Here is a 24,581-nt window from a genome sequence, read left to right on the forward strand (position 1 = left end):
TCCTCGGGGAGAGAGGGGCGTGGGCAAAGGCCAGCTCAACATAGGCGCCGATCAGGCTGACCGATGGCGCAAACGTAAGCGCTCTGGACGGCGTCCAGAACGGCGCTCCAGTGCGCCGATGCGGATCGTTTTTGTAACCGTCGCCGCTGCCGCTGCCTTTGGCACCCAGTTTGTCATCAAGCACGGCTCAATGTTGCCGTCACCAATAGCAAACTGGTTGGAGCCGTTGCCCCCACCCATGGGCGGGCGCGCTTCGGTGATCGATGGCGACACTGTTGAGATCGCCGGCCAGCGCATCCGCTTCAACGGCATCGACGCACCTGAGTCTGCGCAGCAGTGCGACGACGCCAAGGGCTTTCGATATCAGTGCGGCGTCAAGTCGGCTTTCTCCAGCTGCCCTACCCGCAATTCACCCTCCAGAACGGCGATGTCGAGTGGGCAGAGGGGGTGATAACACGATGTCCTCCTGGAGCAGGCTCCTCTTTTCGGCCAGTCGCTTGCGCCTCTGTTCGCGGAAGGCTGTCATGCCATAGCGGGTGATGCCATAGAACAATAGGCCAAAAATCAGCCCGAGTGGCACCGCACCGCACAGCATGGGCTTTAAGACCGGTGCCCACAATTGCGAAATTGAAAGGGTCTGCAACATCTCACTCAGATGGGCTGGCCGTTCGTGACTTTGGCTGTGGCCGTGCAACATGATTTTGCCGGCCTCCCAAGTCGTTCCCACAACAAACGGGAGGGTCAGCGGATTGCCAAAGACAAATGTTCCTAGCCCTGCCGCCACCATGTTTCCTGAAATCAGCCAGCACACGATGGCGGCAATGGCGAAATGGGAACCTAGTGGAAAGAAAGACGCGAAAACCCCAGCCGCCACCCCCGCGGCGACGGCGTTTGGGGTGGCATTCAGACGTAGGATACGCTTTGAAACATACTGAAACGATCGCGAGAAGGAGCGGCGCGGCCACATATAAATGCGCAATCGCTCGAAGAGACCATCAGGATTTCGGCGTCTAAAGAGCACTCTCTTGCCCACTTCAAACGCGGTCGGTTGAAGTATGGACCTCGTCTCTGAAAAAACGCAGCCTTTGCAGCTTTGTTCCGAATTCGCTGAACAACCGGGTGTTCGAAGCCGCAAGTGGATAGTTGGGCAACAGTCGGAAAAATCCCTGCTGATAATGCGGCATCGTTTTGCACCGAGTTGAATGGCTAGAGCGTCTGGTTATCGGCATTCCGCCAATCCGCCCATACGTCGGACGCCCCGTTTTTCGGCTCCTGCGCAATGCGCCAAGGGCCGCCGGGCTTCTGAAGTGGCAGAGCTTTTCACTTCAGCAGCGCCCAGGACCAATACGAACCAATTACTGCGCAGCGAACGCAGTGAACCTGAGAATGACTCCGACCTGGGTCGTGGAGACGAGGTGAAGTATCGACTGAACTATCCGCGCGCCTCACTGATCTCCCAGTTAGGGACCACGCAACAAGGCTTTGTGAGGTGGCTATGTCCGTAGCTCTTTTGAAGGTTCGGAACCAATGCCGTACCTCGAGCCCTTACGCCAGATTTGGCTAGGTCACTTTTTATCCTCCGTGCGGCCCCGACTATTAGTTATGACGGATTGTTAACGTCCGTATCGGGAACGTTATCAGAGGCTGGCCGTTTGGGGGAATAACCTCCCGCGTGATTGGTACCCTGGCAGGCAGGGCGTCGTAGCGAAGACGTCTTTTCCTTAGCTCTTGGTGAAGAACCATGCGGCAAAAACGCGTGGTAACGTCATGTATAGGTTAATTCTTTCAGCCATAATATTGATCATAGGGGCTGCTCTGCTCGCCGGGGGAATCTGGCTCGCGTCGCTTGGCGGTTCATGGTTTTACATAGGCCTTGGAATTGCCCTTGTGATTTCGGCGGTGCTGATTTACCGCCGCAATCCCGTCGGCCTCGCACTCTATGGCGCAAGCCTGCTGATGACGCTTGGCTGGTCGCTGTGGGAAGTGGGTTTCGACTGGTGGGCGCTTTCGGCGCGCGGCAGCCTGCTCATCGTGATCGGCGCACTTTTGCTGCTGCCGCCGATGGTTCGCTCACTGCACAGGCATGGCACTGGTCGGGCGCGCTATGATGGCTACAGCGGAAGCCTCGCTGGCGCCCTCGTCATCACGGCGCTGGCCGGCATCTATGGGATGTTGCAGTCCCCCCATGATATCGGCGGCAGCTTCGCCGATAACCGAATGTCGGCCTCGCGAGCTGTAGAAACCGTCGTCCCTGACGGGGAATGGCAAGCCTATGGCCGAACGGCTGCCGGCGACCGTTACTCGCCCCTGACGCAGATCACCCCGCAGAACGTCAGCAATCTGAAAGTCGCCTGGACCTATCATACCGGGGACATCCGCGGCCCAAACGATCCCGGCGAAGCGACCTATGAGGTCACGCCGCTCATGATCGACAACACCGTGTATGTCTGTACACCGCACAATCTGGTGATTGCCCTCGATGCGGTTTCAGGCAAGGAGAAGTGGCGCTTCGATCCGCATCTTCAGCAGACGGTGAAGCAGACCACTCAGCACCTTACATGCCGGGGTGTTTCTTATTTCGATGGCTCGGCTTCGAGCCCGAGGCTCAGCAGCCCAACGCAGCCCGCTGCAGCAAACGCGATAAGCGGGTCGCCTCAGACGGCGTCGACGGAAGAACAGCGCCTCGCGGCGAGCGTGGCCGAAGTGACGACGCAAGCTGCAGGGGTGCCGCAAAATGTGGTGACCGGCCAGGCCAAACGGGGCGTACCCAATCCCGAAGTCGACCGCAAGGACCCAACGATCACCGGCTCGATCGATCCTTCCTGCGTGAAGCGGCTTCTCGCTCCGACATCGGATGGTAGGCTGATCTCGCTCAGTGCCCAGACCGGCAATATCTGCCCTGGCTTTGGGGGCGACGACGGCACCATCAATTTGTGGGCCAACATGCCGAACATAACCCCGGGCTCGGTCTATTCAACCTCGCCGCCCGTCGTGACCGACCATCTGGTCATCGTAGGCGGGGCGGTAAACGACAACGTCTCGACGACCTCGCCATCTGGCGTCATTCGCGCCTTCGACATCTACACTGGAGCGCTCGTCTGGAATTTTGACTCTAAGAAGCCCGATGCGACATCGCCGATCCCTAACGGCCAGACCTACTCGGAAAACGCGCCGAATTCCTGGAGTGTGTCCAGCTACGATGCGAAGCTCGGCTTGATCTATCTCCCGATGGGCAACCAGTCGCCCGACCAGTACGGCGTCAATCGCAGCGCAGAAGTCGAGAAATTCTCATCCTCGATCCTCGCGCTCGACGTGAACACTGGCAAGGTGGCCTGGGTTTTCCAGGGTGTGCACCACGATTTATGGGATATGGACGTGCCGGCACAGCCAAGCCTTGTCGATCTCACCATTGGCGGTAAGCAGGTGCCGGCGCTGGTGGCTCCTACCAAGCAAGGCGAGGTCTATGTGCTCAACCGGAAGACCGGCGTGCCGGTTCTGCCGGTTACCGAGGAGCCGGCACCGAGCGGTGCTGTCAAAGGCGATACCACTGCGGCAACCCAGCCCGTGTCGACCATTTCGTTCAAACCCGTGCCGCTCACGGAAAAGGATATGTGGGGGGCGACCCCACTCGACCAGCTTGCCTGCCGTATTGCCTTCCGCAGTCTCACCTACGATGGGCGCTACACGCCCCCCACGACAAAAGGCTCGATCATCTATCCCGGGAATTTCGGCACGTTCAACTGGGGCGGGGTGGCCGTAGATCCGGACCGTCAAGTGATGTTCGCCATGCCGGTCTATCTCGCCTTCACGTCCAAGCTCGTGCCACGTCCCGACGCCTATGCTCGGGTCATCAGCAAGGATGGACAGGACGTGTTCAACGAGAATTTTGGTGCGCCCTATGCAGCCAAGATGGGCGCCTTCCTGTCACCCCTAGGCCTGCCCTGCCAGTCGCCGCCATGGGGCTATGTCGCCGGCGTCGACTTGACCAACGGCCAGATTGTCTACAAGCACGTTAACGGCACGGTGCGTGACCTGTCGCCTGTTCCAGTGCCGTTCAAGATGGGAGTGCCGGGCATTGGCGGGCCGATCATCACCAAAGGGGGTGTTGCCTTTCTCAGCGGCACTCTCGACTACTACATCCGCGGCTATGATCTAAAGACCGGAGCCGAAATCTGGCGCGACCGGTTGCCGGCGGGAGGACAGGCGACGCCCTCCACCTACAAGGGCGCGGATGGCCGGCAGTACCTCGTAGTGGTTGCCGGCGGCCACGGATCGACGGGCACAGAGGCCGGCGATGCCATCATCGCTTACGCCCTCCCAAACGCGCTTTGACAACGAGGACCAGTCCGTTCGGACTGGCAACAAGGAGAGCGTCATGACGACACCTGGGGATAAGCCAACCGGGTGTCAGCTTGCCGCTGGGTTTTGAGATTTCGGGCTGTCTGCGTGCAAGATCGCGCCCAGGAAAGGGTACGTGTCCAAGCTACCCTTCTATCGACTAAAAAACTGCGTTGTGTTCCGCAGATAACTCTTTCCCGATCAGAGTAGCAAGAAATGAGCGCATCCGGTCCGCTCTTCCAGACCAGAGCCTCCTTGCTGCCTTTTCCGGCGCGACCGCTCTCAAACGCGCCGCTGCTATTCACGCAAGGGTGATGCCTGACTATGAAACTTCGCCTGGCGAGGCGCGTTGTGACAGTTCAGCCAGTTCGAGGCGGGCCGCCCCATGTATGATGCGTGGTTTTCCAAGCCAATATCGGTTGCCACCGGCATAAGCGGCGACATCCGAAACCTGACCAACGCTCGGCAAGCTTTTGACCTGCTTAACGACCATTGGCGTGACGGAGGTAGCGATAAGCACCGATCCGCGAAACGGGCATGCCAGCAGGCCTTGAACGGCAGTGTTTCGGCTGACGTCGCGAGAGACGCCTTCATCGACGCAGCTCGGGAAGCGCGCATATTGGTAGAGTGAGCTGCGCGCCGATTATGAGAGTGGCGAGGTGAATTACTTTCTCGCCCACCAGCGAGGTCGGCATGAACGCAACAACCCGATTGCATGAACTCGGCCAGAGCCTCTGGTTGGACAACATCACCCGCGATCTGCTGAGCAGCGGCGCCCTTAAACGCTATTGCACCGACTTTTCGGTGACAGGATTGACGTCGAACCCTACGATTTTCGATGAGGCGATTAAGAACAGCACTGCTTACGACGAAGCCCTTCATCGAAAAGACAAGGAAGGACAAAACGGTGAGCAGGTGTTCTTCGAATTGGCACTCGAAGACCTGACACAGGCCGCAGCGCTGTTCAGGCCAGTCCATGAAGCGACGGGCGGCATTGATGGCTCGGTTTCCCTGGAAGTGTCGCCTTTGCTGGCTAACGATGCCGGCGCCACTGTGGAGGCTGCCAAGCGATTGCACGCGCAGGCGCAGTGTTCCAACCTGTTCATCAAGATTCCTGGTACGTCCGCGGGCGTTGAGGCGATCGAAGAATCGATCTTCGCCGGCGTGCCGGTGAATGTCACCCTGTTGTTTTCGTGCGAGCAGTACATAGCGGCGGCCGACGCGTATTGCCGAGGCATTCAGCGCCGGATCGATGCCGGGCTCGACCCGAAGATCGCCTCTGTCGCCTCGATCTTCGTCAGCCGCTGGGACAAGGCGGTCATGGATAAGGTTAGCCCTACGCTGCGGAACCGTCTCGGCATCGCCATATCCGGGCAAGTCTATAAAGCCTACCGGGAGCCCGGATGGCGGAAGCTCGCCGATGCCGGCGCACTTTCCCAGCGTCTGCTATGGGCGAGCACCGGCACCAAGGATCCGCAGCTTCCGCAATCCTATTACATCGAAGCGCTCGCCGCGCCGGACACCATCAACACCATTCCGGAGAAAACGCTCCTTGCATATTCGAAAGATGGGGCGGTGAACGGCGTCATGCGGGAGGACGGTGGCAACAGCGAAACCATGCTTGCCGACTTCGCAAAAGCCGGCGTCGACATTCAGGCGCTTGCCGCACAGCTCCAATTGGAAGGCGCCCAATCCTTCACCAAATCATGGGCCGATCTGATGGCGGTGATTGCGTCGAAGAGCGAGCAGTTACATAGCCCCGTCTCGGTCGGCGGATGATGAGCGCGCTGCTTACGACCAGGACATTGCCGCTCTCGGAACTTCCAGCATGGCAGGCGTTGCTGACACATTGTCAGGAAGTGCGTCGTTTTCATCTGAGGCAGCTCTTCGCCGACGATCCCCACCGTGGCAAGCGTTTCGCCATCGATGCCTGCGGAATTTATCTCGACTATTCGAAAAACCGCATCACGGCCGAGACGGTCCAGCTTCTCGTTCAACTTGCCGAGGCCTGCGGGTTGCGTGAGCGCCTCGAAGCGATGTTCAGCGGTCTGAAGATTAATGTGACGGAGCGGCGCGCGGTGCTTCATACGGCCCTGCGCGCGCCTATTGGCGAGCGAATTTTAGTCGACGGTATCGACGTTGTGCCGGAAGTTCACAAGGTGCTCGGCAAGATGGCCGACTTCACGGACAAGATTCACAGAGGCGCCTGGCGCGGCCATTCAGGCCGGCCGATACGCAACATCATCAATATCGGCATCGGCGGCTCGGACCTCGGGCCGGTCATGGCCTATGAAGCGCTGCGCCACTACAGCCAGCGCGACATGATTTTCCGCTTCATCTCGAACGTCGACGGTACCGACTTCGTTGAGGCGACGCGGGATTTGAATCCTGAAGAAACGCTGTTCATCATCTGCTCGAAGACGTTCAGGACGTTGGAAACGCTGACCAACGCCCACACCGCACGGGAATGGGTCCTGCGAAAGTTGGGCGACGAGCAGGCGGTGGCCCGGCATTTCGTCGCCGTCTCGACCAATACCAAAGGGGTCGCTGAATTCGGCATCGACACCAATGAGATGTTTGGAATGTGGGATTGGGACGGCGGCCGCTATTCGATGGATTCAGCAGTCGGCCTGTCCACCATGCTCGCCATCGGCGCGGAGAATTTCCACGCGATGCTGTCGGGTTTCCACGACATGGACCAGCACGTCCGCACCGCGCCGTTCGATCAGAACCTGCCGGTCCTGATGGGCCTGCTCGCAGTTTGGTACACCAATTTCTTCGAAGCGCAGACGGTCGCGGTGCTGCCCTACGAGCAATATCTGAAGCGTTTTCCCGCCTACCTCCAGCAGCTGACGATGGAAAGCAATGGCAAGCACGTCACGCTTGACGGCACGAAAGTCGATTACCAGACAGGGCCGATCTATTGGGGCGAACCTGGCACCAACGGGCAGCATTCCTTCTACCAACTCATTCACCAGGGCACCAAACTGGTTCCATGCGACTTCATTGGGTTTTGTCGGGCATTGAACCCGCTTGGGCGGCACCACGATCTCCTGATGGCAAATCTGTTCGCGCAGACCGAGGCTCTGGCCTTCGGCAAGACGGAAGAGGAGGTCAGGGCCGAAGGGACCCCGGACTGGCTGGTTCCGCACCGCACCTGTGAAGGCAACCGCCCCACCAATACCTTGCTTGCCGAGCGCCTGACCCCAAGGACCCTGGGCAGCCTGGTCGCGCTCTACGAGCACAGCGTCTTCACGCAAGGCGTCATCTGGAACATCGACTCTTTTGACCAATGGGGCGTTGAGCTGGGCAAGGCCCTGGCCGAGAAAACAACCCCTGAACTGGAAACCTCCCAAGCCCCAAATCTCCAACATGACAGCTCGACCAACGCCTTGATCGAGCGCTATCGCCTGTTCCGAAAATGAAAGAGGTAAAGGGCGCTAAGCCCGGCCGCGCCTCCGGCCCCGACCAACATACTGCGGCGCAACCCAGCCAGCACTTGGACGATCGGGTTGCCTACATCCGATCAAAGGATCCCCATGAAACAGGTGCCACTCGACCAGCTCAGCATCAACACGCTGCGAATGCTTTCAATCGATGCGGTCCAGAAAGCAAAATCCGGTCATCCCGGAACGCCGCTGGATGCCGCGCCGATGGCCTATTGCCTGTGGCAACGCTTCCTTCGCTACGACCCTGCCGACCCCGATTGGCCGAACCGCGACCGCTTCGTGCTGTCGGCCGGCCATGCCTGCGCCCTGCTCTACAGCCTGCTTCACCTGTGCGGCGTCAAGGCAAAGGGCGCGAGCTATCCATCGGGCGACCGGCTTGCCGTGACGCTGGACGATCTCAAGAGTTTTCGCCAGGCAGGCAGCCATTGCACGGGGCATCCAGAATATGGCTGGACGTCGGGCGTGGAAACCACCACGGGGCCACTCGGACAAGGTGCGGCAACAAGCGTCGGAATGGCAATTGCGGAACGGTGGCTGGCGGCCACTTACAATCGACCCGACTATGATCTGTTCTCGCACAACGTCTATGCGCTGTGCAGTGACGGCGACATGATGGAAGGGCTCAGCAACGAGGCGGCATCGCTGGCCGGACACCTCAGATTGTCGAACCTCTGCTGGATTTATGACGACAACCACATCACCATCGAGGGGCCGACTGGCCTTACATTCACCGAAGACGTGGCAACCCGCTTCCTCGCGTACGGATGGCATGTCGAGCGGGTAAGCGATGCAAACGATCTGATGTTGCTGGACAAGGCTTATCAGACGTTCATCGATAGGCATGACCGCCCCACGCTGATCATCGTTCAAAGCCATATCGGTTATGGCGCGCCGCACAAGCATGACACAAACAAAGCCCACGGCGAGCCACTGGGCGCCGAAGAAGTTCGGCTGACCAAGGAATTCTACGGCTGGGATCCGGACGCCGATTTCAAGGTTCCGGAAGGGGTCGTGGCGCATTTCCGCACACATATGGGCAAGCGTGGGGACGCCGCTCATGCCGCCTGGCGGAAATTGTTTTCCGCTTACCGGATGCAATATCCCGACCTGGCCAAACAGATCGACCAGATGCAGCGACGTGAAGTTCCCTCCGGCTGGGACGCCGCGTTGCCCGCCTTCTCAGCCGATGCGAAAGGCCTCGCAACGCGCGACTCGTCCGGCCAGGTGTTGAACGCCATTGGGGAACATTTGCCATGGCTGCTGGGTGGCGCGGCGGACTTGTCGCCGTCAACCAAGACAAACCTCGATTTTGACTTTGCCGGCGACTTTCAGACCCCCGAGCGTGAACAGGCGGTCAGCTACCGCGGGCGGAATTTCCACTTTGGCCTGCGCGAACATGCCATGTGTGCCATCGGCAACGGCATGAGCCTGTCGAAGCTGCGGCCGTTCGTCTCCAGCTTCCTGATCTTCACCGACTATGCCGCGCGGCGCTGAGGCTGAGTTCGATGATGGAACTCCCGCTCATCTCCATCTGGACCCATGATTCCATCAGCCTCGGCGAGGACGGGCCAACGCACCAGCCCATCGAGCAACTTGCCTCGTTCCGCGCCATGCCCGGCATGGTCGTGCTACGGCCGGCAGATGCGAATGAGGTCATGGAGGCATGGAAGGTCATCATTCATCTCAAGGACAGGCCTGTCTGCCTCGTGCTGACGCGACAGGCGGTGCCGACGCTCGATCGCTCGACCTACGCAAGCGCAAGCGGCGTGGCGCAGGGCGCCTATGTACTGGCCGACGCTCCCAACGGCAGACCCGACGTCCTGCTGCTGGCGACCGGCAGTGAGGTCGCGCTGTGCGTGACCGCCTATGAACAGCTAAAAGTGGAAGGCATCAAGGCACGCGTCGTCAGCATGCCGTCATGGGAATTGTTCGAAAGCCAACCAAAGGAGTATCGCGACACCGTCCTGCCGCCAACGATAACCGCCCGCGTGGCAGTGGAGGAAGCGTCCGGTTTCGGATGGGAGCGTTATACGGGCTTCGACGGCACCATTCTCGCGTTGCATAGTTTCGGCCTGTCCGCTCCATCGAAGGTCGTCGCACAACACTTCGGATTCGAGCCGGCACACGTCGTTGCGGCTGCCAAGGCGCAAATTGCGGGCCGCCCGTCAACCAAACAGGTCGGGATTGCCCGAACCGAATGAGGCGACCAGTATGACCATGAAAATCAGTGCATTGGCCGGAAAGCCGGCCCCGGCAGACCTGCTCGTCAACGTCGCCAAGCTCGTCACCGCCTATTACAGCCAGGCACCCGACCCTGCCAACCCCTTGCAGCGGGTGGCGTTCGGGACATCCGGGCATCGCGGCACGGCGTTTGAGAACACGTTCAACGAAGCGCATGTGCTGGCAATCAGCCAGGCCATTTGCCTCTACCGCAAGCGACTGACAATCGACGGTCCCGTATTCGTCGGCATCGATACACATGCGCTGTCGGAGCCAGCCTTTGTAAGCGCACTTGAGGTGCTGGCCGCGAACGGAGCGGAGGTGATGATGGCGACCGGTGGCGAGTATACGCCCACCCCGGCCATCTCCCACGCAATCCTCAACTACAACAACGGCCGCAAGACCGGGCTTGCCGATGGCATCGTCATCACGCCGTCGCACAATCCACCCCGCGACGGAGGCTTCAAGTACAACCCGCCCAATGGCGGGCCGGCGGACACCGATGTCACCGGCTGGATCGAAAAACAGGCCAATGATCTGCTTGGCAACGGCCTGAAAGGTGTGCGGCGGATGCCGTTCGAGAAGGTCCTCCACGCGCCTACAGTCCATTCCCACGACTTCTTGAACACTTACGTGAACGATCTCGGCGATGTCATCGACATGGATGCCATTCGCGGAGCGCATATCCGCATGGGCGTCGACCCGCTCGGCGGCGCGGGAGTCCACTACTGGCCCGCCATTGCCGACCGCTACAAGCTCGATTTGACCACCGTCAATCGGCAGGTCGATCCTACCTTTCGTTTCATGACGGTCGATTGGGATGGCCAGATTCGTATGGACCCGTCTTCATCCTACGCCATGCATGGCTTGATCAGCCTGAAAGACAAATTCGACATCGCCTTTGCATGCGACACCGATCACGACCGGCACGGCATCGTCACGCGCAGTGCCGGACTGCTGCCGCCCAATCATTACTTGTCGGTTGCGATAGACTACCTGTTCCAGCATCGCCCTGAATGGCGCAAGGACGCCGCAGTTGGAAAAACGGTGGTGAGCAGCCAGATGATCGATCGCGTCAGCGCGAGGTTGAAGCGCAGACTGTATGAAGTGCCGGTCGGTTTCAAATGGTTCGCCGAGGGCCTTCAGGACGGCTCCCTGGGGTTTTGCGGCGAGGAAAGTGCTGGAGCGACGTTCAAGCGCCGCAACGGCGCCGTCTGGACGACCGACAAGGACGGCATCGTTCCGGCGTTGCTGTCGGCCGAGATCACGGCAAGGATGGGTCGCGATCCCGGCGAGGTCTATCGCGACCTGACGGAGGAGTTGGGTGAACCCGTCGCCGACCGGCTCCAGGCAATCGCAACCCCAGCACAAAAAGAGAAACTGTCGAAGCTTTCACCGCATGAGATCACGTCTAAGACCTTGGCCGGGGAACCGATCCGGTCGGTGCTCAGCCGGGCACCGGGTAACAATGCCGAAATCGGCGGCGTCAAGGTGTCCACGGAAAACGGCTGGTTTGCCGCGCGTCCTTCGGGCACCGAGGATATCTACAAGATCTACGGGGAGAGTTTTCGCGGACAGGACCATCTGCGCGCCATCCTCTCCGAGGCACAGACGATCGTCGACCATGCGCTCGGGGCAACCAAGGGAAACTGAATCGGCTTATCGCTGGCGGTGATCGATACCTATTTCCCGAGGAGATGCTCCCCGGGATAAACAATCGTTCCATCATCGCGCACGACAGCACCTGGCGTCAGGCTGGCCTCCTCGACATGATCGGCCCCAAGGATATGCATGATGCGCTCGCCTTCTGCGAGCAGGTAATCGGCTATGATGCGGCGGTGGCAGCGCCACCAGACGGCTTCCGCGCACATGATTGCGCAGCGATGCCGGCTGCCGAGCTCTCGCAGTTGCGCCAAGCCTTTGGCGAACGGCTCGGTCAGCGCATAGTCTGCGTAGTTGCGAAAACCACGTACGCGCCAATAGCTATTGGGGGAAGGTTCCGCCCCACGCGCCCTGGCCCGCAAGCCGCCAAGCGCAGCGATATGCTCATAGCCGATCCGCCACGGCGCCAACGCTGCCGGAAGGCTTTCGCCGTTGAACTGCGGATTGGTGCGCGAACGCGGCATCGAGCGCACATCGACAACCAAATCGACACGAGACTCCGCAAGCAGTTCGCCGAACTCGACGATCGTGCGCGTGGAATGGCCTATGGTGAAGAAGGTATTCGTTTCGATTCCAATCTGGCGGCGCATGGCGACCGGCCACCTCGGTGCGGATCGTAGCCGGTTTATCCTCCAGATCGAAAAGGCCTCGATCGGGAAGCGATTCACCGGAACCGAATTCCAGCGCGACAGTTGAGTTATATATCCTGGCCGTGCAACCGCGCCATCCAGGTGCGAAACGGCGTCGAGGTTCCGCGAGAACCCACGTTACCCGGTCGGGCTTCATGGCGGATAGATTCAAAGTCGGCGATCACGCGAGCTGGAATTCGGAAGCCGGGCGCGTCAGCGGCACGATCGTCCGTGTCCACACACGCGACTTCGAGGTCCATGGCTACATGCACCATGCAAGTGCGGAAGCACCGCAATACGAAATCAAAAGCAGCAAGACCGAGCACATCGCCTTTCACAAGGAATCGGCGCTCACCAGACTTCGCGGCTGACGCTTCGTCAGACGCCGATCGATCGAAAGAAGGCAGTTGACTGATGCCCACCGACTCGCAGCCTCCTTCGTCTGAACCGCTCCGCGCCAAGCTCAGCGACGCCGACGATTGCATCCGTCTCAATCATTGGATGGCGCCGCAACAAGGGATTTTCCCACGCATCCGCATTGGGACTCACTGGATCAATACGCTGTGGGCGCTGCCGATCGGCACCGCCGCGCTGCTGTGCATGATTGCCGTGGCACAGAGCTTGCGCGAGCTTCCGGGCGTGACTGCCTTCATCCAGAACCATCCGGGCATCGCTCAATCGACCCCATTGGTGGATTCTGGTTTTCCCTGGTGGCTGCAAGTCCAACATTTCCTGAACATGTTCTTCATGCTCTTCATCATGCGGTCCGGCCTGCAGATCCTGGCCGATCATCCGCGACTGTATTGGGGGCGAGACTGCACGCCGGGAACCGATTGGTTTCGTTTCCAGGTGCCGGTGCCGAAGGACCGTATCTGGACCGCGAAGGATGATTCCGTCACGCTGCCGACATGGCTTGGGATTCCGGGGCTCCGGCACACGCTCGGCCTCTCGCGCTGGTGGCATTTCTCGGTCAATCTCTTGTGGCTGATCAACGGGGTAGCCTTCTACATTCTCCTCTTTTCAACCGATCAGTGGCGCAGGCTGGTGCCCATGACTTGGGAAGTTTTCCCGGCCGCGCTCTCGACGGCGATCCAGTATGCCTCGCTGAACTTCCCGGTCGATGAGGGTTGGACCCGCTACAATGGCCTGCAGCAGCTCAGCTATTTCATCACGGTTTTCGTCGCCGCACCAGTTTCGATCTTCACCGGCCTCATGCAAAGCCCAGCGATCTCCAATGCATTGGGCTCATTCGGACGGTTGTTCAACAGGCAGGCGATGCGCTCGGTTCATTTCATCTCGTTCGCCTGGTTCGTTAGCTTCATCCTGGCACACGGGGCGATGGTCTTCGTCACCGGCATCCGGCAAAATACCAACCATATGTTCGCCGGCATCGACGACGCTTCATGGACGGGTTTCCCCCTGTTCCTCGTCGCGATGGCCATCCTCCTCGCAGCATGGCTAGTCGTCTCACCCTTCACCATCCGCCACGCCCGATTGGTGCAGCGCACCGGCGCGTTCATGATCGGCTGGCTGATGGGGCTGGCGGAAGGCTGGGATCCGCGCTCGCAACTGACGAAGAAGGATATCTCGCCCTATTTTTGGCCGAACGGCACCATGCCCCGCTCAAAGGAATTCGATGATCTGGTGACAGAGGGTTTCGCCAGCTACAGGCTTCCCGTCAGCGGTCTTGTCGAATCTCCGCAGGAATTTTCCCTATCCGATCTCAAGGCGATGGCGAAGCAGGAACAGATTACCACGCACTTTTGTATCCAGGGCTGGTCCGGCGTCGCCGAATGGGGCGGTGTTCCCATGCGAGATATACTGAATCTGGTGCGGCCGACGCCCGAAGTGCGCTATGCGGTGTTCTACTCATTGGCTGACGGTGCCGATGGCGGTCGCTACTACGATGTCCACAAGATCGAAAATATGCGGCACGACCTGACGATCCTTGCCTATGAGATGAATGGYGCGCCGCTCAGCGTTTTGCATGGCGCGCCTTTGCGGCTGCGCTGCGAAAACGAGCTTGGTTTCAAGATGGTCAAGTGGGTCGCAGCGATCGAGTTCGTGCGCGATTTCGCCGATCTTGGTGCGGGTCAGGGCGGTTACAATGAGGATCATGAGTTCTACGGCTATCGCATGCCGATCTGATCGAAATAGCCGCAAATTGCCGCCTGTTCCTTCGTTCTCTTCTGTTTTCAGAAGCCGCGCGACGCGAACCGAGTGTAGCGATAATTCTTCCTCGGGCAACAATGGGCTCTCAACGGCACCAACATGATGCTGCATCGAACTGCAGGCTTGCCGTCCAATATCTGCGTTGAGGTGTGGGCCCGGCAGCCTGGACGGCCGAATTGAGGCGCATTGCGGTTCGGCAGCCTTGGGTCGAAAGCGGTCTGATGTTTCTGGCCTTCGAGGACGGTTGCGGGCGCTTTCATTCAGTAGCCGAGCTTCCTGAGTAACTAGACCGAATACCTTGCCGTTTATCCCGGCGTATGAGCCGCCGGTATGTCACGGCTCAAATTACATAGCCAGCGACCCACAATGTGATAGGGTGGGTCATGTTTTTCGACCGGGCATGAATTCCGGTCGGCGTTCCTGCCGAGTGATGGCTCGCTTCGCGAGCTTTCGGCCCTTGAGGGCCAATTTTCATGGCATCCGTTTCATCATCCCATCTGGAAGCCGCGAGCACGCTCGCAGTGGTCGTTTCATCGAACGAGCCGCTTCTGTTCCTGACCGATGATCTCAGGGTCATTGTGGTCAGTGCCTCGTTTTGCCGGACTTTTCAGATCGATCCAGCAACGGTTTCAGGCAAATTGCTCTCGGAAATCGGCGCAGGCGAATGGGACATGCCGAAGCTGAACTCATTGCTCCAGGCAACCGCCGCAGGCAGCGCCCAGATCGAGGCCTACGAGATCGACCTGAAGCGGGCGGGCCAGAAGATCCGTCAGTTGGTCGTGAATGCGCGCGTGCTCGAAGACGGCGATCCAGACCGAACTCGCCTCCTGGTGGCTGTAGCCGACGTCACCGATGCTCGCGCGGATGCCCGTCAAAAGGACGATCTCATTCGCGACAAGGCAATCCTAATGCAGGAAGTGCAGCACCGGGTCGCCAACAGCTTGCAGATCATCGCCAGCGTGCTGATGCAGAGCGCGCGCAGGGTCCAGTCCGAAGAGGCTCGCGGCCATCTGCATGACGCCCACAACAGGGTCATGTCGATCGCGGCTGTGCAGCGGCACCTTGCGCAGTCTGGCATGGAGAACGTTTCGCTGCGGACCTATTTTACGCAGTTAAGCGAAAGCCTTGGCGCGTCGATGATCTCCGACAAGGATCGGCTTTCAATCGTCGTTTCCGTCGATGACAGCGTCGTTAAGTCGGACATTTCGATAAGCTTAGGCCTGATCGTAACCGAACTGGTAATCAACGCATTGAAGCATGCGTTTCCGCAGGAGCGGTCCGGCAGGATTTCAGTCGACTACCGTTCGGACGGGCAAGACTGGACCCTTTCGGTTCGCGATGACGGGATGGGCATGGGCGACGACGGTGTGGCAAAGGCCGGGCTTGGCACCGGTATCATCGAGGCGCTTGCCAGAAATCTGCAAAGTGACATCAGCGTAACCGACGGAAAGCCTGGAACCGTCGTATCGGTCGCTCACATTGCTGCTGTCAGCGATAACGTGCCGGCGGCAGCATAGCCGGATGACCAGCCCAAAATCCGCCGACGCGGGGCAACCGTTGCCCGATGCGAACCTTGGTCCCGCGCAGGCCGCAGAAATCACGACAACCCGGAAGGCCGTCATTCTGATCGTCGAAGACAACGCCATCATCATGATGGGAGCGGTCGACCTCGTCGTCCATGCCGGCTACGAGGCGCTGGAGGCCACCAATGCCGAGGAGGCAATTCGGCTTTTGGAGGCGCGAACGGACATCGTTCTTGTCTTCACTGACGTAGGCATGCCCGGCACGATGGACGGCATCAAATTGGCCCATCACATCCGAAACCGATGGCCTCCGGTCAAGCTGATCGTCGCTTCCGGCAGATCGATCATCGAACAGAGCCGGCTTCCCGAAGGAAGTCACTTTTTTCCCAAGCCCTATAGCGACGGAACGATCGTCGAACAGATGCGCCGGATGCTGGCACCGATCGAGACGCGTCAAGAATCCTAGCGCGGACCGTCTGTCGCGTTCTTCAAGGCACAAGTCCCCTCACATCCAGTTGAACCAATTAGATGGAACTAAATCGGGGTCGAAACCTTTGCGGGGACTGCCGAGGGGAGCATCCAGATGAGCAACGGCGCGGTTCTGGTGGTCGAGGATGAGCATCCTCGTCCTGCTGACGTCGAGTCGGCCCTGGAAGAATCGTTCAACGGCAAGGTTTGCCACTGCATTGAAGTGGTCGAAGCCTACGGATAATGGTTTGTCCAAGTGGTCGAAGGCGACCAGGAACTAACCCGATCATTCGAGCTGGAATCTTTCGCTTTCGCCTATGCGGAGAGCCAGCGGATACGTCTGCCGAGTTCAAACGGACCTAGGCAGAAGGATTCGAGATCGCAATGCGGTATCGCGATGTAGTCTTTGAAAGCAGGCCTTTGTGGACTAGCAAATTGTTGATCGCCGCGACCGCCATCATCAGACCTTCAAGCTAAAGATTGTCGACGTTCATGGCCTGGGAACTCTTTACGTGGTCGGATGGGTTCTGCCCGTCTGACTGGTGTGTATTGTCGTCCACCTCATTGACGGGGCGCGTCAGTCCAGCGCCATTCTTGGGCTTCTTGTTTCCGGCCGCGTCCTGAGAGAAAGCATCCGAAGGGTCGGCGCCGGTCTTTGCCGGATATTTTGTTGCCCCGGTTTCGCGACGGTTTTCGTTGTCAGACATGTCTTTGTGCTCCGTGTGATCAACGATAACCGCCCCCGGCAGAGCTAGTTCCGCTCCAGATGGAACATTCCCCACGGAGGGTCGTTGGCCAGCTATTGTCAGGGAGCCGGAGAGAGCCGGCTCCAAGATAGAACGTAAAGGCCTGAACGGCAGCGGCGAGGATCAATCGCTACCCAACCCTAAGACGGCAGGTGCGTCTCCTAAAAACAAAATCCCTCTGGCAGAACCCTTCCCTGCCAGACAAAGCCATGCGCGGCCGGTGGCACACCTCATCCGACCGACAGACCGGGAGAATAACCATGCGGCCCAAGCCAGAGCCAAATGAAGAACCGCCGATGGATGCCCCACCTGGACGCCAGACGCGCGAGAGCCTGATCCGGATCTTCTGCCGGACGAACTTCCTGTCCCTAACCCTGACGAGAACCGTGATCCACCAACGCGAGCATTGCGATGAGCGGTGATCAGGTGCGCAGCGGCGGTTGCCACCGATGGCGAATGCCTCATGTTTACAATATCTGGGCGAACGTACACTGTTCCGGAGCCTTGTCAGGGCGCCACCGCATGAACTTGGTACCGTGCCGGAAGCGATCGCCGGTGACGTGATCGAACCGGACTTCCACTACCAGTTGGGGCTTCAATGGCTCCCAATCTCCGCTCCTCTCGGTGCTCCAACGGCTCGGTCCGCCCGGCGCTTTGCCGCTAAAGCCCGGAGGCGAACGCAAGGCTTCGAGTTGTTGGGTCAGCTCTGATCGATCCTCCTGCGCGATGGTCGACGTAAATCCCACATGGTCGAGCTTGCCCTGGTCGTTGTAGAGCCCAAGCAACAACGAACCGACCTCGCGCGCGTTCGCCAGATAGCGGAAGCCACCGACCACGCAATCAGCTGTGCGCAGCCGTTTGACCTTGACCATGGCGCGCTCGCCGGGCCGATATTCGTCGTCGAGAAGCTTGGCGACAACGCCGTCCGTTGACCCCTGGCCCGAGTCGCCGAGCCACTTCGTTGCAGTCGCCAAATCCTGGGTACTGCTCGACAACTCAAGGCCGGTACTTTCAACCGACTTTACGAACGCCTCCAGCGCTATGCGCCGTGCCGACAAAGGCTGATGTATCAAGCTGGTACCGGAATTAGCCAGGATATCAAACAAGATCAGTCTGGCCGGGGTTTCCATCGACAGTTTTCGAATCCTGGTTTCTGCCGGATGCAGCCGCATCTGGAGCGCGTCAAAAGAAAGCGAGCCATCGACTTCGATAACGATCTCGCCATCGACGACGAATTCGCTGGCTTTCAGCTCACGCAACATCGAGACGACTTCTGGAAAATATCTGCCGAGCGGCTTGCCTGATTTTGCTCGCAAGTCCACCTCATCGCCAGCTTTGAAGGCCAGACAGCGAAACCCATCCCATTTGGGTTCGTACTGCCATTGGCCGGTGTTAACAGGCAACGCGTCGGCAGCCTTTGCCTCCATCGGCGCAGCATCCAACGGAAGGGGAAAAAGCGGCTTCACATTTTTTGATGTCATGCGGCGAGCTTTGCTGAACCCATCCGTTTGATGGCACTGCTGATCGACCGTTCGCCGTCATCATAGTCCGCCCAGGCGACGGTCTTCTTCAGAAGGCCCGGCACGGTGCGGACGGTATATTTTTTCGGATTGAGATCCGCCCTCACCTGCCCCCATGTCAGCGGCATCGATACAGGCGCACCCTCTCTGGCACGGGGAGACAGCGGTGCAACGGCTGTCGCCATGCGATCATTTCGAAGGTAGTCGAGAAAGATCCGAGACGTCCGCAGCTTCTTGGCCATGTTGACGAGATAGAGGTCTGGACGGTCCGCCGCCATTTGCATGCACACCGCCTTCGCGAAGGCCTTGGCCTCTGGCCATGTCGTTTTGTTGCGCTGGGTGGCCAATGGGGTGACAACGTGCAGGCCCTTGCCGCCCGTCGTCTTGCAAAAACTCACCAAGCCCAGATCTTCAAGACGATCGCGCATTTCCTTCGCTGCGGCTACCACCTCGGCAAAGGTAACCTCCGGACCAGGGTCGAGGTCGAAGACAAGTCGCCCGGGAATTTCAGGATGATCGGGCTGGCAATTCCAGGGATGCAGCTCCAGGCCACCGATCTGGGCGATCGCCGCCAGGCCCTCAACGCGGTCAATCTGCAGATATGGCTTGTGGTCGCCGAAGACTGTCACCAACTCCAGCAGATTCGACGTGCCTGGCATTGCGTGGCGCTGGAAAAACTGCTCGCCGGCGTATCCATCAGGGGCTCGGACAAGCGAACAGGGGCGACCTTTGAGATGTTTGATCATCCAGGGGCCAATGGCCTCAAAGTACTCTGCAAGATCGAGCTTGGTGACCGGCTGGCCACCGTCGCCGGCATTCGGCCACAGCGGCTTGTCAGGCTTGGAGATGATGACGCCCAGGACGACCGGGCTTTTCCCACTCCGGGCAGTTGCCTTGGCGGGTTCGGCAATGTGCGTCTTTTGAGGATCGGCGGGTCGCTCGGCCTCAACCTCTCTCGCGGGCTTGTCTTCGCGCAAGCCTTTGAAGGCGGCCTGCCTGACATTGCCGCCGCCAGTCCACCCGGCGAATTCGATTTCCGCAACCAGTTCGGGCTTTGTCCAAAAGACGGTTGAATCCTTTTTTGGCGCGCCATCGCCAGTGAATGGCGACTTGACCGCCTGCATCTGCTTCAGCCTTGGCAGCAGTTGCTTGACCTTTGCCTCGCTGTATCCGGTTCCGACACGGCCGATGTAAGCGAAATGTTCGCCCCGATTGACGCCGACCAGCAACGATCGGAATTTGCCATTGGTGGTGGCCCAGCCGCCGATGACGACCTCATGCCCGGCGCGGCATTTCGATTTTGCCCAGGTGTCGGTCCTGCCCGAGACATAGGTTGCATGAGCCTTTTTGGAGACAATGCCTTCCAGCGACAGACGACAGGCGGAGCGCAGCACCGCATCGCCGCCATTGGTGAAATGCTCGACATAGCGGATAAGATTTTCTTCGCCGCGATCGACCTCACCGAGCATCGCGCTCAGCCGCTCCTTGCGTTCCAAGAGAGGCAGCTTTCGCAGATCAACGCCGTTGGCGAATAACAGATCAAAGGCAAAGAAGATGAGATCGTTTGTTCGGCGCTCGGACAATGCCGCTTGCATGGCGGCAAAATCGGGCGCGCCATTCTCGCCGAGCGCGACAATCTCGCCATCGATGATGCCATCGGGAAGGCTGGCCGCCTCCTTTGCGATGGCGCCAAACTTCTCCGTCCAATCCAGGCCTTTTCTGGTCTTCAACGTGGTGGCGTTATCCTCGACCCGCAGCTGGACGCGGTAGCCGTCGAACTTGATTTCATGGACCCAATTCGCTCCCGCTGGCGGCCGGGAAAGCGTCTGGCACAGCTGCGGTGCGATGAAGTCGGGCATTTTCGCCGCCGAAGCACGAGAAGTTCGTTCGGGGCGCGGAGATGGCTTTGACGGCTTGGCGGCGCGCTCGTCAGCAGCATGGCCGCGATTGCTGTTCCACACGGCATCCGCATCGGCCACCTCTGAGCCTTGCATCATGAATGGCTTCGGTCCGGCACCCTTCCCCGCGGCAATCTTATCCATGCTTCGTCCAGAGGCGACGGATCGGTCCTGCGCAAGCACCGCGTCGCCATTGCCATCGGTCGCGTATTTGTCGCGATGCTTGATCAGCAGCCAGTTGGTGCGTTTGCCTCCATTGCGATCATGCTTCATGCGCACAAGGACAAAACTTCCGTGCAGGCGCTTTCCGTCGAGCGTGAACTTAAGATCGCCTTTTTCCAAAGCCTGTTCAGCTGACATAGAGCCTTCCGGCTCCCAGTATCCCCGATCCCACAGCTGCACGGTGCCACCGCCATATTGGCCCTTGGGAATGGTGCCTTCGAAGTCGCCATAGTCTAGCGGGTGGTCCTCCACCTCGACTGCGAGACGTTTGTCGTGAGGATCCAGCGACGGTCCCTTGGTAACGGCCCACGACTTGAACACACCATCAAGCTCAAGGCGAAGATCGTAGTGCAGCCGCGTGGCCGCGTGTTTCTGAATGACAAATCGAAGCCGGTTAGATTTCGCGATCGAGCTTGCGCCGCTGGGTTCTTTCGTCTTTGTGAAATCCCGCTTGGCCCTGTAGGTGGAAAGCTCGCCCTTTGTCATGGAAATGCCCCGGCTGATGACGCAACGCGAGTTCAACGCGGCGGGCGAGATTTGGTTCGACCAACTCTGGAATCGGACAAGCAGTGGATCAAAACCTTTTACTGGGAAACTGCGACCACCGCATCCAAGCCGCCACTTCCGCGTAGATTGCAGCACTGTCGGAAGTAAGGAAGGGACAGGCCCAGTCGAGATCTCTTGCGTCAACCGGCGCGAGTTCTGGGTGAGGGCAATCCCCATCGGCCAGCGACCTGTATCGTGACCGACGATGTTTAGCTCTAGGGGATGGAACCAGATCTCCCGTGCAGCGTCATAGAAGCAGGTTCTCGTGCAGATCCAGGAGTGACATCGATGATCAGGCCCGTTCTTGTCGCAGCCGCTGTGCTCGCCCTCGCATGCGGCAGGACAGAAGCGGCGAAGCTGGACCGCGCCGCCGTCAACAATGCCCAATTCCACGACGGGGAAGCGAAGGGCGTCAATCCGATCATGCTGAAGGCGCAAATCCTTTTGGATCGCGCGCGGTTCTCGCCGGGCTTGATCGACGGCCGCGGAGCAGAGAACTTCGCCAAGGCGGTCCGGGCATTTCAGGCGGCGAACGGATTGCCCGCCGATGGCAAGCTCACACGTGAGACTTGGGACAAGCTAGTCGCAACATCCTCAAGCCCGGCCCTTGTGACCTACGAGCTGACGCGCAAGGATGTGCGTGGACCGTTTACCAAGCGAATTCCGGCTCGCATGGAAAGAATGGCTCGCCTGCCTCGGCTCGGCTATCACAATGCGGTGGAAAAGATGGCTGAACGCTTCCACACAAGCGAACAGCTGCTCGAAAGGCTTAATCCTGGCGTCGGCTTCAGGGTGGCCGGCGCAACGTTGCTGGTGCCAGCTATCGCCCGAGGCGATCCTCCCGCGGCTGTTGCCAGAGTTGAGGTCAACAAGAGCGCTCGCCAGGTTCGCGTGCTCGACGCTTTCGGCAGAGTGCTTGCAGTGTACCCCGCTTCGATCGGGAGCCAGGAGAAGCCGGCGCCGAGCGGCCAGGCAGAAGTCAAACGCGTGGTGCACAACCCGACCTATCATTACGATCCTGACTTCGCCTTCAAGGGGGTTAAGACCAACCGCCCATTCACTATAGCTGCCGGGCCAAATAATCCGGTCGGATCGGTATGGATTGATTTGTCCATCGAAAGCTACGGCATTCACGGTACGCCCGAACCGGGCAAGATTGGAAAGACCTTCTCACATGGTTGCATCCGGCTGACGAATTGGGATGCTGAAGACCTCGCTTCTGAGGTGCAAAAGGGCACAAAGGTTATCTTCAAAGACGAAACGGTGGAGTCGGTTGACGAGGGCCTCCAGTAGGCGCGTTGCTACGTGAACTTGGACAATTCTATGGCCTCTAAGAGGAAAAGACTGCTTCGTTGGTGTTTCGTCATGGTCGGCGCTGCCGCGACAAATCTTGGATTTACAACTGCGCTCCCGGCTGCACCGGTAGACGCGCAGGCGATTGCCGATCACTTCTCCTCGATAAAATCCATGTCTGGAGACTTCGTCCAGTCCGGCCCAAAGGCGGAACGGACCAGTGGCAGGTTTTTTCTCCAACGCCCGGGCAAGATCCGATTCAATTATGCCGGCCAATCGGGGATCAGCGTCATTGCCGATGGCAAATCGGTAGTCGTTTATAATAAGAGGCTTAAGACCTCGCGGCTTTATTCGCTCTCGAAGACGCCACTCAAGCTGCTACTCGACAATAAGGTCGACCTCTCTGGGAGCCGGCTCAAAAGCATCAGGGAGGAAGGCGATCTGATAATTATTAAACTATCTGACAAATCGTCATTCGGTAATTCCAATATCTCTATGATGTTTGACAGGAAAAATCTCGACTTGCGTAAGTGGAGCCTTATCGACGAGAAGGGACTGACCACGACGGTGACAATCTTCAACGTGAAGCAGGGCGTTCGCGTTGCCGAGGGAACCTTTACTATCGACTACGCGGCAAACCGGGAGAACAACACCTCAGCGAAGTCGCGTTGAAGTTGGTGGTTCGACACTTCTCTCCCGATACCCCGGGGGACGCAGCCAGGGTCGCTTTTGGTATCAGCATCGTCCTTCAGGCAAGCTTCGATCTGCCTGTAGAGCTCATTGAGCTTCGTATCGGATTTCTTGAACGCGGCATCGGCGCACTCGTCAGGGCGGCCTGACGTTTTCGAAGGCTGGTCGCATCGTCGCATCGACACCAGACTTTTACTTGGATCCGTCCCGTGATCGGCAGCGGTCCGCCCAGGGGCCACTTTAACAAGTTGAACGGAGCCATCCGGCCATGCCCCGCGTTAAGGCGGAAAGGGTAATTTCATGGGTTCGGAAGCCATCAAACGGAAAGCACTTGGACCCGATGAGCGCCGTGAGCGGCGTAGGCTGCGCAGAGAGAAGCAGCGAATTGAAAACGTTGGACGTGCCGACAAGATGCATACCGCCCGATTGGCCGGGGCAATAGCAGAGCGTGATACCGTCTCGGGTCTGCAGGCATCTGCCTATGTCGGGTGCTCGGGATGGTTTTACTGGAAATGGCGGGGACAGTTTTATCCGACGGATATGCCCACAAGCGAATGGTTCAACTACTACGCGAAACGATTCGATACTGTCGAAATCAACGCATCCTTTTATTCATGGCCAACCATCACAAACGTCACAAGCTGGCTTCGGCAACCCGGTAACAGCAGTTTCGTCTATACGGTAAAAGTCTGTGAGCTGATTACCCACATCAAGAGGTTCAAGGGGACCAAAACCCTCGTAAAGGATTTTGGAATGATCGCCGATGTCCTCGGTGAGAGAATGGGCTGCTTTCTATTCCAGCTCCCGCCCAGTTACCATTTCACCGAGGCACGACTGAACGGCATTCTCGGCCAACTCGACCCGGCCCGGCGCAATGTGGTGGAGTTTCGTCACGCCAGTTGGTGGAACGAGACCGTATACTCGGCCTTTCGGGAGACCAACACAATCTTTTGCTCATGCAGCGCCCCTCGTCTTCCGGATGTCCTCGTGCGTACAGCGGAGGATGTCTACTTGCGGCTCCACGGTCCAGAGCGCTGGTACCGGCATGATTACACCAGAGACGAGCTAAGCGGATGGTCTGACAAGATCCGCGCCAGTGGGGCAAGAAGAGCCTGGGTCTATTTCAACAACGACTATGAGGGCTTTGCGCCAAGGAACGCCCTGGCAATGCGGCGCTTGCTAGAGGAACAAACCCTCAGATGATC

At 59.0% G+C, this 24,581-nt stretch carries 20 protein-coding genes and 1 pseudogene; 15 read left to right on the plus strand and 6 right to left on the minus strand.

Translation table 11 applies throughout. The annotated features are described in order from the left end of the window. Positions 1-19: 19 nt before the first annotated feature. Entirely contained in the window at positions 20-451 is a 432-nt protein-coding gene (locus tag AC1D2G_RS32775; RefSeq protein ID WP_477419189.1) for a thermonuclease family protein, read from the plus strand. Here AC1D2G_RS32775 and AC1D2G_RS32780 read toward each other — a convergent pair. Further along, positions 410-1,021 carry a DUF2062 domain-containing protein gene (locus AC1D2G_RS32780; RefSeq protein WP_477419191.1) on the minus strand — a complete coding sequence of 204 codons (612 nt, stop codon included), beginning with the start codon at positions 1,019-1,021 and terminating at the stop codon, positions 410-412. The genes AC1D2G_RS32775 and AC1D2G_RS32780 overlap by 42 nt on opposite strands. A gap of 746 nt (positions 1,022-1,767) precedes the next feature. Here AC1D2G_RS32780 and AC1D2G_RS32785 point away from each other — a divergent pair. The 6 genes and pseudogenes from AC1D2G_RS32785 (at position 1,768) to pgm (ending at position 11,660) form a co-directional block, all read left to right on the plus strand. Continuing rightward, positions 1,768-4,332, plus strand: a complete 2,565-nt coding sequence (locus AC1D2G_RS32785) for a glucose/quinate/shikimate family membrane-bound PQQ-dependent dehydrogenase (RefSeq protein ID WP_477419193.1) — start codon at positions 1,768-1,770, stop codon at positions 4,330-4,332. 391 nt (positions 4,333-4,723) lie between these two features. After that, complete coding sequence (locus tag AC1D2G_RS32790; protein WP_256753457.1) at positions 4,724-4,969, plus strand: DUF982 domain-containing protein; 246 nt, start codon at positions 4,724-4,726, stop codon at positions 4,967-4,969. A gap of 62 nt (positions 4,970-5,031) precedes the next feature. Further along, the gene (tal, locus tag AC1D2G_RS32795; RefSeq protein WP_477419195.1) at positions 5,032-6,117 is read left to right on the plus strand and encodes a transaldolase; all 1,086 of its coding nucleotides are present in this window, start codon (positions 5,032-5,034) and stop codon (positions 6,115-6,117) included. After that, a complete protein-coding gene (gene pgi / locus AC1D2G_RS32800; protein ID WP_477419197.1) occupies positions 6,117-7,763 on the plus strand; it encodes a glucose-6-phosphate isomerase in 1,647 nt (548 codons plus the stop codon). The genes tal and pgi overlap by 1 nt, the downstream gene beginning before the upstream one ends. 114 nt (positions 7,764-7,877) lie before the next feature. Further along, a pseudogene (tkt, locus tag AC1D2G_RS32805) lies at positions 7,878-9,988 on the plus strand (transketolase). 10 nt (positions 9,989-9,998) lie between these two features. Further along, the gene (pgm, locus tag AC1D2G_RS32810) at positions 9,999-11,660 is read left to right on the plus strand and encodes a phosphoglucomutase (alpha-D-glucose-1,6-bisphosphate-dependent) (protein WP_477419240.1); all 1,662 of its coding nucleotides are present in this window, start codon (positions 9,999-10,001) and stop codon (positions 11,658-11,660) included. A gap of 29 nt (positions 11,661-11,689) precedes the next feature. On the opposite strand, the gene AC1D2G_RS32815 is transcribed toward pgm, so the two are convergent. After that, the gene (locus tag AC1D2G_RS32815; protein WP_477419199.1) at positions 11,690-12,259 is read right to left on the minus strand and encodes a DUF488 domain-containing protein; all 570 of its coding nucleotides are present in this window, start codon (positions 12,257-12,259) and stop codon (positions 11,690-11,692) included. Positions 12,260-12,453: 194 nt separating this feature from the next. Here AC1D2G_RS32815 and AC1D2G_RS32820 point away from each other — a divergent pair, with 194 nt between their 5' ends. The 5 genes from AC1D2G_RS32820 to AC1D2G_RS32840 all read left to right on the plus strand — a co-directional run bounded on the left by AC1D2G_RS32820 (position 12,454) and on the right by AC1D2G_RS32840 (position 16,705). Further along, positions 12,454-12,669: a hypervirulence associated TUDOR domain-containing protein gene (locus AC1D2G_RS32820; protein WP_477419201.1), complete on the plus strand. Its 216-nt coding sequence runs from the start codon at positions 12,454-12,456 to the stop codon at positions 12,667-12,669. A 43-nt stretch (positions 12,670-12,712) separates the two neighbouring features. Beyond that, complete coding sequence (locus AC1D2G_RS32825; RefSeq protein ID WP_477419203.1) at positions 12,713-14,446, plus strand: molybdopterin-dependent oxidoreductase; 1,734 nt, start codon at positions 12,713-12,715, stop codon at positions 14,444-14,446. A gap of 497 nt (positions 14,447-14,943) precedes the next feature. Then, positions 14,944-15,987: a sensor histidine kinase gene (locus AC1D2G_RS32830; protein ID WP_477419205.1), complete on the plus strand. Its 1,044-nt coding sequence runs from the start codon at positions 14,944-14,946 to the stop codon at positions 15,985-15,987. Between the two features lie 79 nt (positions 15,988-16,066). Then, positions 16,067-16,459: a response regulator gene (locus AC1D2G_RS32835; RefSeq protein WP_477419242.1), complete on the plus strand. Its 393-nt coding sequence runs from the start codon at positions 16,067-16,069 to the stop codon at positions 16,457-16,459. A 117-nt stretch (positions 16,460-16,576) separates the two neighbouring features. Next, entirely contained in the window at positions 16,577-16,705 is a 129-nt protein-coding gene (locus tag AC1D2G_RS32840; protein WP_477419207.1) for a hypothetical protein, read from the plus strand. Between the two features lie 229 nt (positions 16,706-16,934). Here AC1D2G_RS32840 and AC1D2G_RS32845 read toward each other — a convergent pair whose 3' ends face one another. The 3 genes from AC1D2G_RS32845 to ligD all read right to left on the minus strand — a co-directional run bounded on the left by AC1D2G_RS32845 (position 16,935) and on the right by ligD (position 21,333). Next, positions 16,935-17,168 (minus strand): hypothetical protein, encoded by a 234-nt coding sequence (locus AC1D2G_RS32845; RefSeq protein ID WP_477419209.1) that lies wholly within the window; start codon positions 17,166-17,168, stop codon positions 16,935-16,937. 506 nt (positions 17,169-17,674) lie between these two features. Further along, positions 17,675-18,688, minus strand: a complete 1,014-nt coding sequence (locus AC1D2G_RS32850) for an ATP-dependent DNA ligase (RefSeq protein ID WP_477419211.1) — start codon at positions 18,686-18,688, stop codon at positions 17,675-17,677. Continuing rightward, positions 18,685-21,333, minus strand: coding sequence for a DNA ligase D (ligD, locus tag AC1D2G_RS32855; protein WP_477419244.1), 2,649 nt, complete (start codon positions 21,331-21,333; stop codon positions 18,685-18,687). Before ligD ends, AC1D2G_RS32850 begins: the two co-directional genes overlap by 4 nt. A gap of 348 nt (positions 21,334-21,681) precedes the next feature. On the opposite strand from ligD, the gene AC1D2G_RS32860 reads away from it, so the two are divergent. Continuing rightward, positions 21,682-22,686: a L,D-transpeptidase family protein gene (locus tag AC1D2G_RS32860; RefSeq protein WP_477419213.1), complete on the plus strand. Its 1,005-nt coding sequence runs from the start codon at positions 21,682-21,684 to the stop codon at positions 22,684-22,686. A gap of 72 nt (positions 22,687-22,758) precedes the next feature. Next, complete coding sequence (locus AC1D2G_RS32865) at positions 22,759-23,358, plus strand: outer-membrane lipoprotein carrier protein LolA (RefSeq protein ID WP_477419215.1); 600 nt, start codon at positions 22,759-22,761, stop codon at positions 23,356-23,358. On the opposite strand, the gene AC1D2G_RS32870 is transcribed toward AC1D2G_RS32865, so the two are convergent. Beyond that, positions 23,313-23,555: a lysozyme inhibitor LprI family protein gene (locus tag AC1D2G_RS32870; RefSeq protein ID WP_477419246.1), complete on the minus strand. Its 243-nt coding sequence runs from the start codon at positions 23,553-23,555 to the stop codon at positions 23,313-23,315. The two genes, AC1D2G_RS32865 and AC1D2G_RS32870, sit on opposite strands and share 46 nt — an antisense overlap. 121 nt (positions 23,556-23,676) lie before the next feature. On the opposite strand from AC1D2G_RS32870, the gene AC1D2G_RS32875 reads away from it, so the two are divergent. Next, positions 23,677-24,579 (plus strand): DUF72 domain-containing protein, encoded by a 903-nt coding sequence (locus AC1D2G_RS32875; protein WP_477419217.1) that lies wholly within the window; start codon positions 23,677-23,679, stop codon positions 24,577-24,579. The last annotated feature ends 2 nt before the right edge of the window (positions 24,580-24,581 follow it).

It is taken from the genome of Mesorhizobium sp. P2_C7 (genome assembly GCF_056404515.1).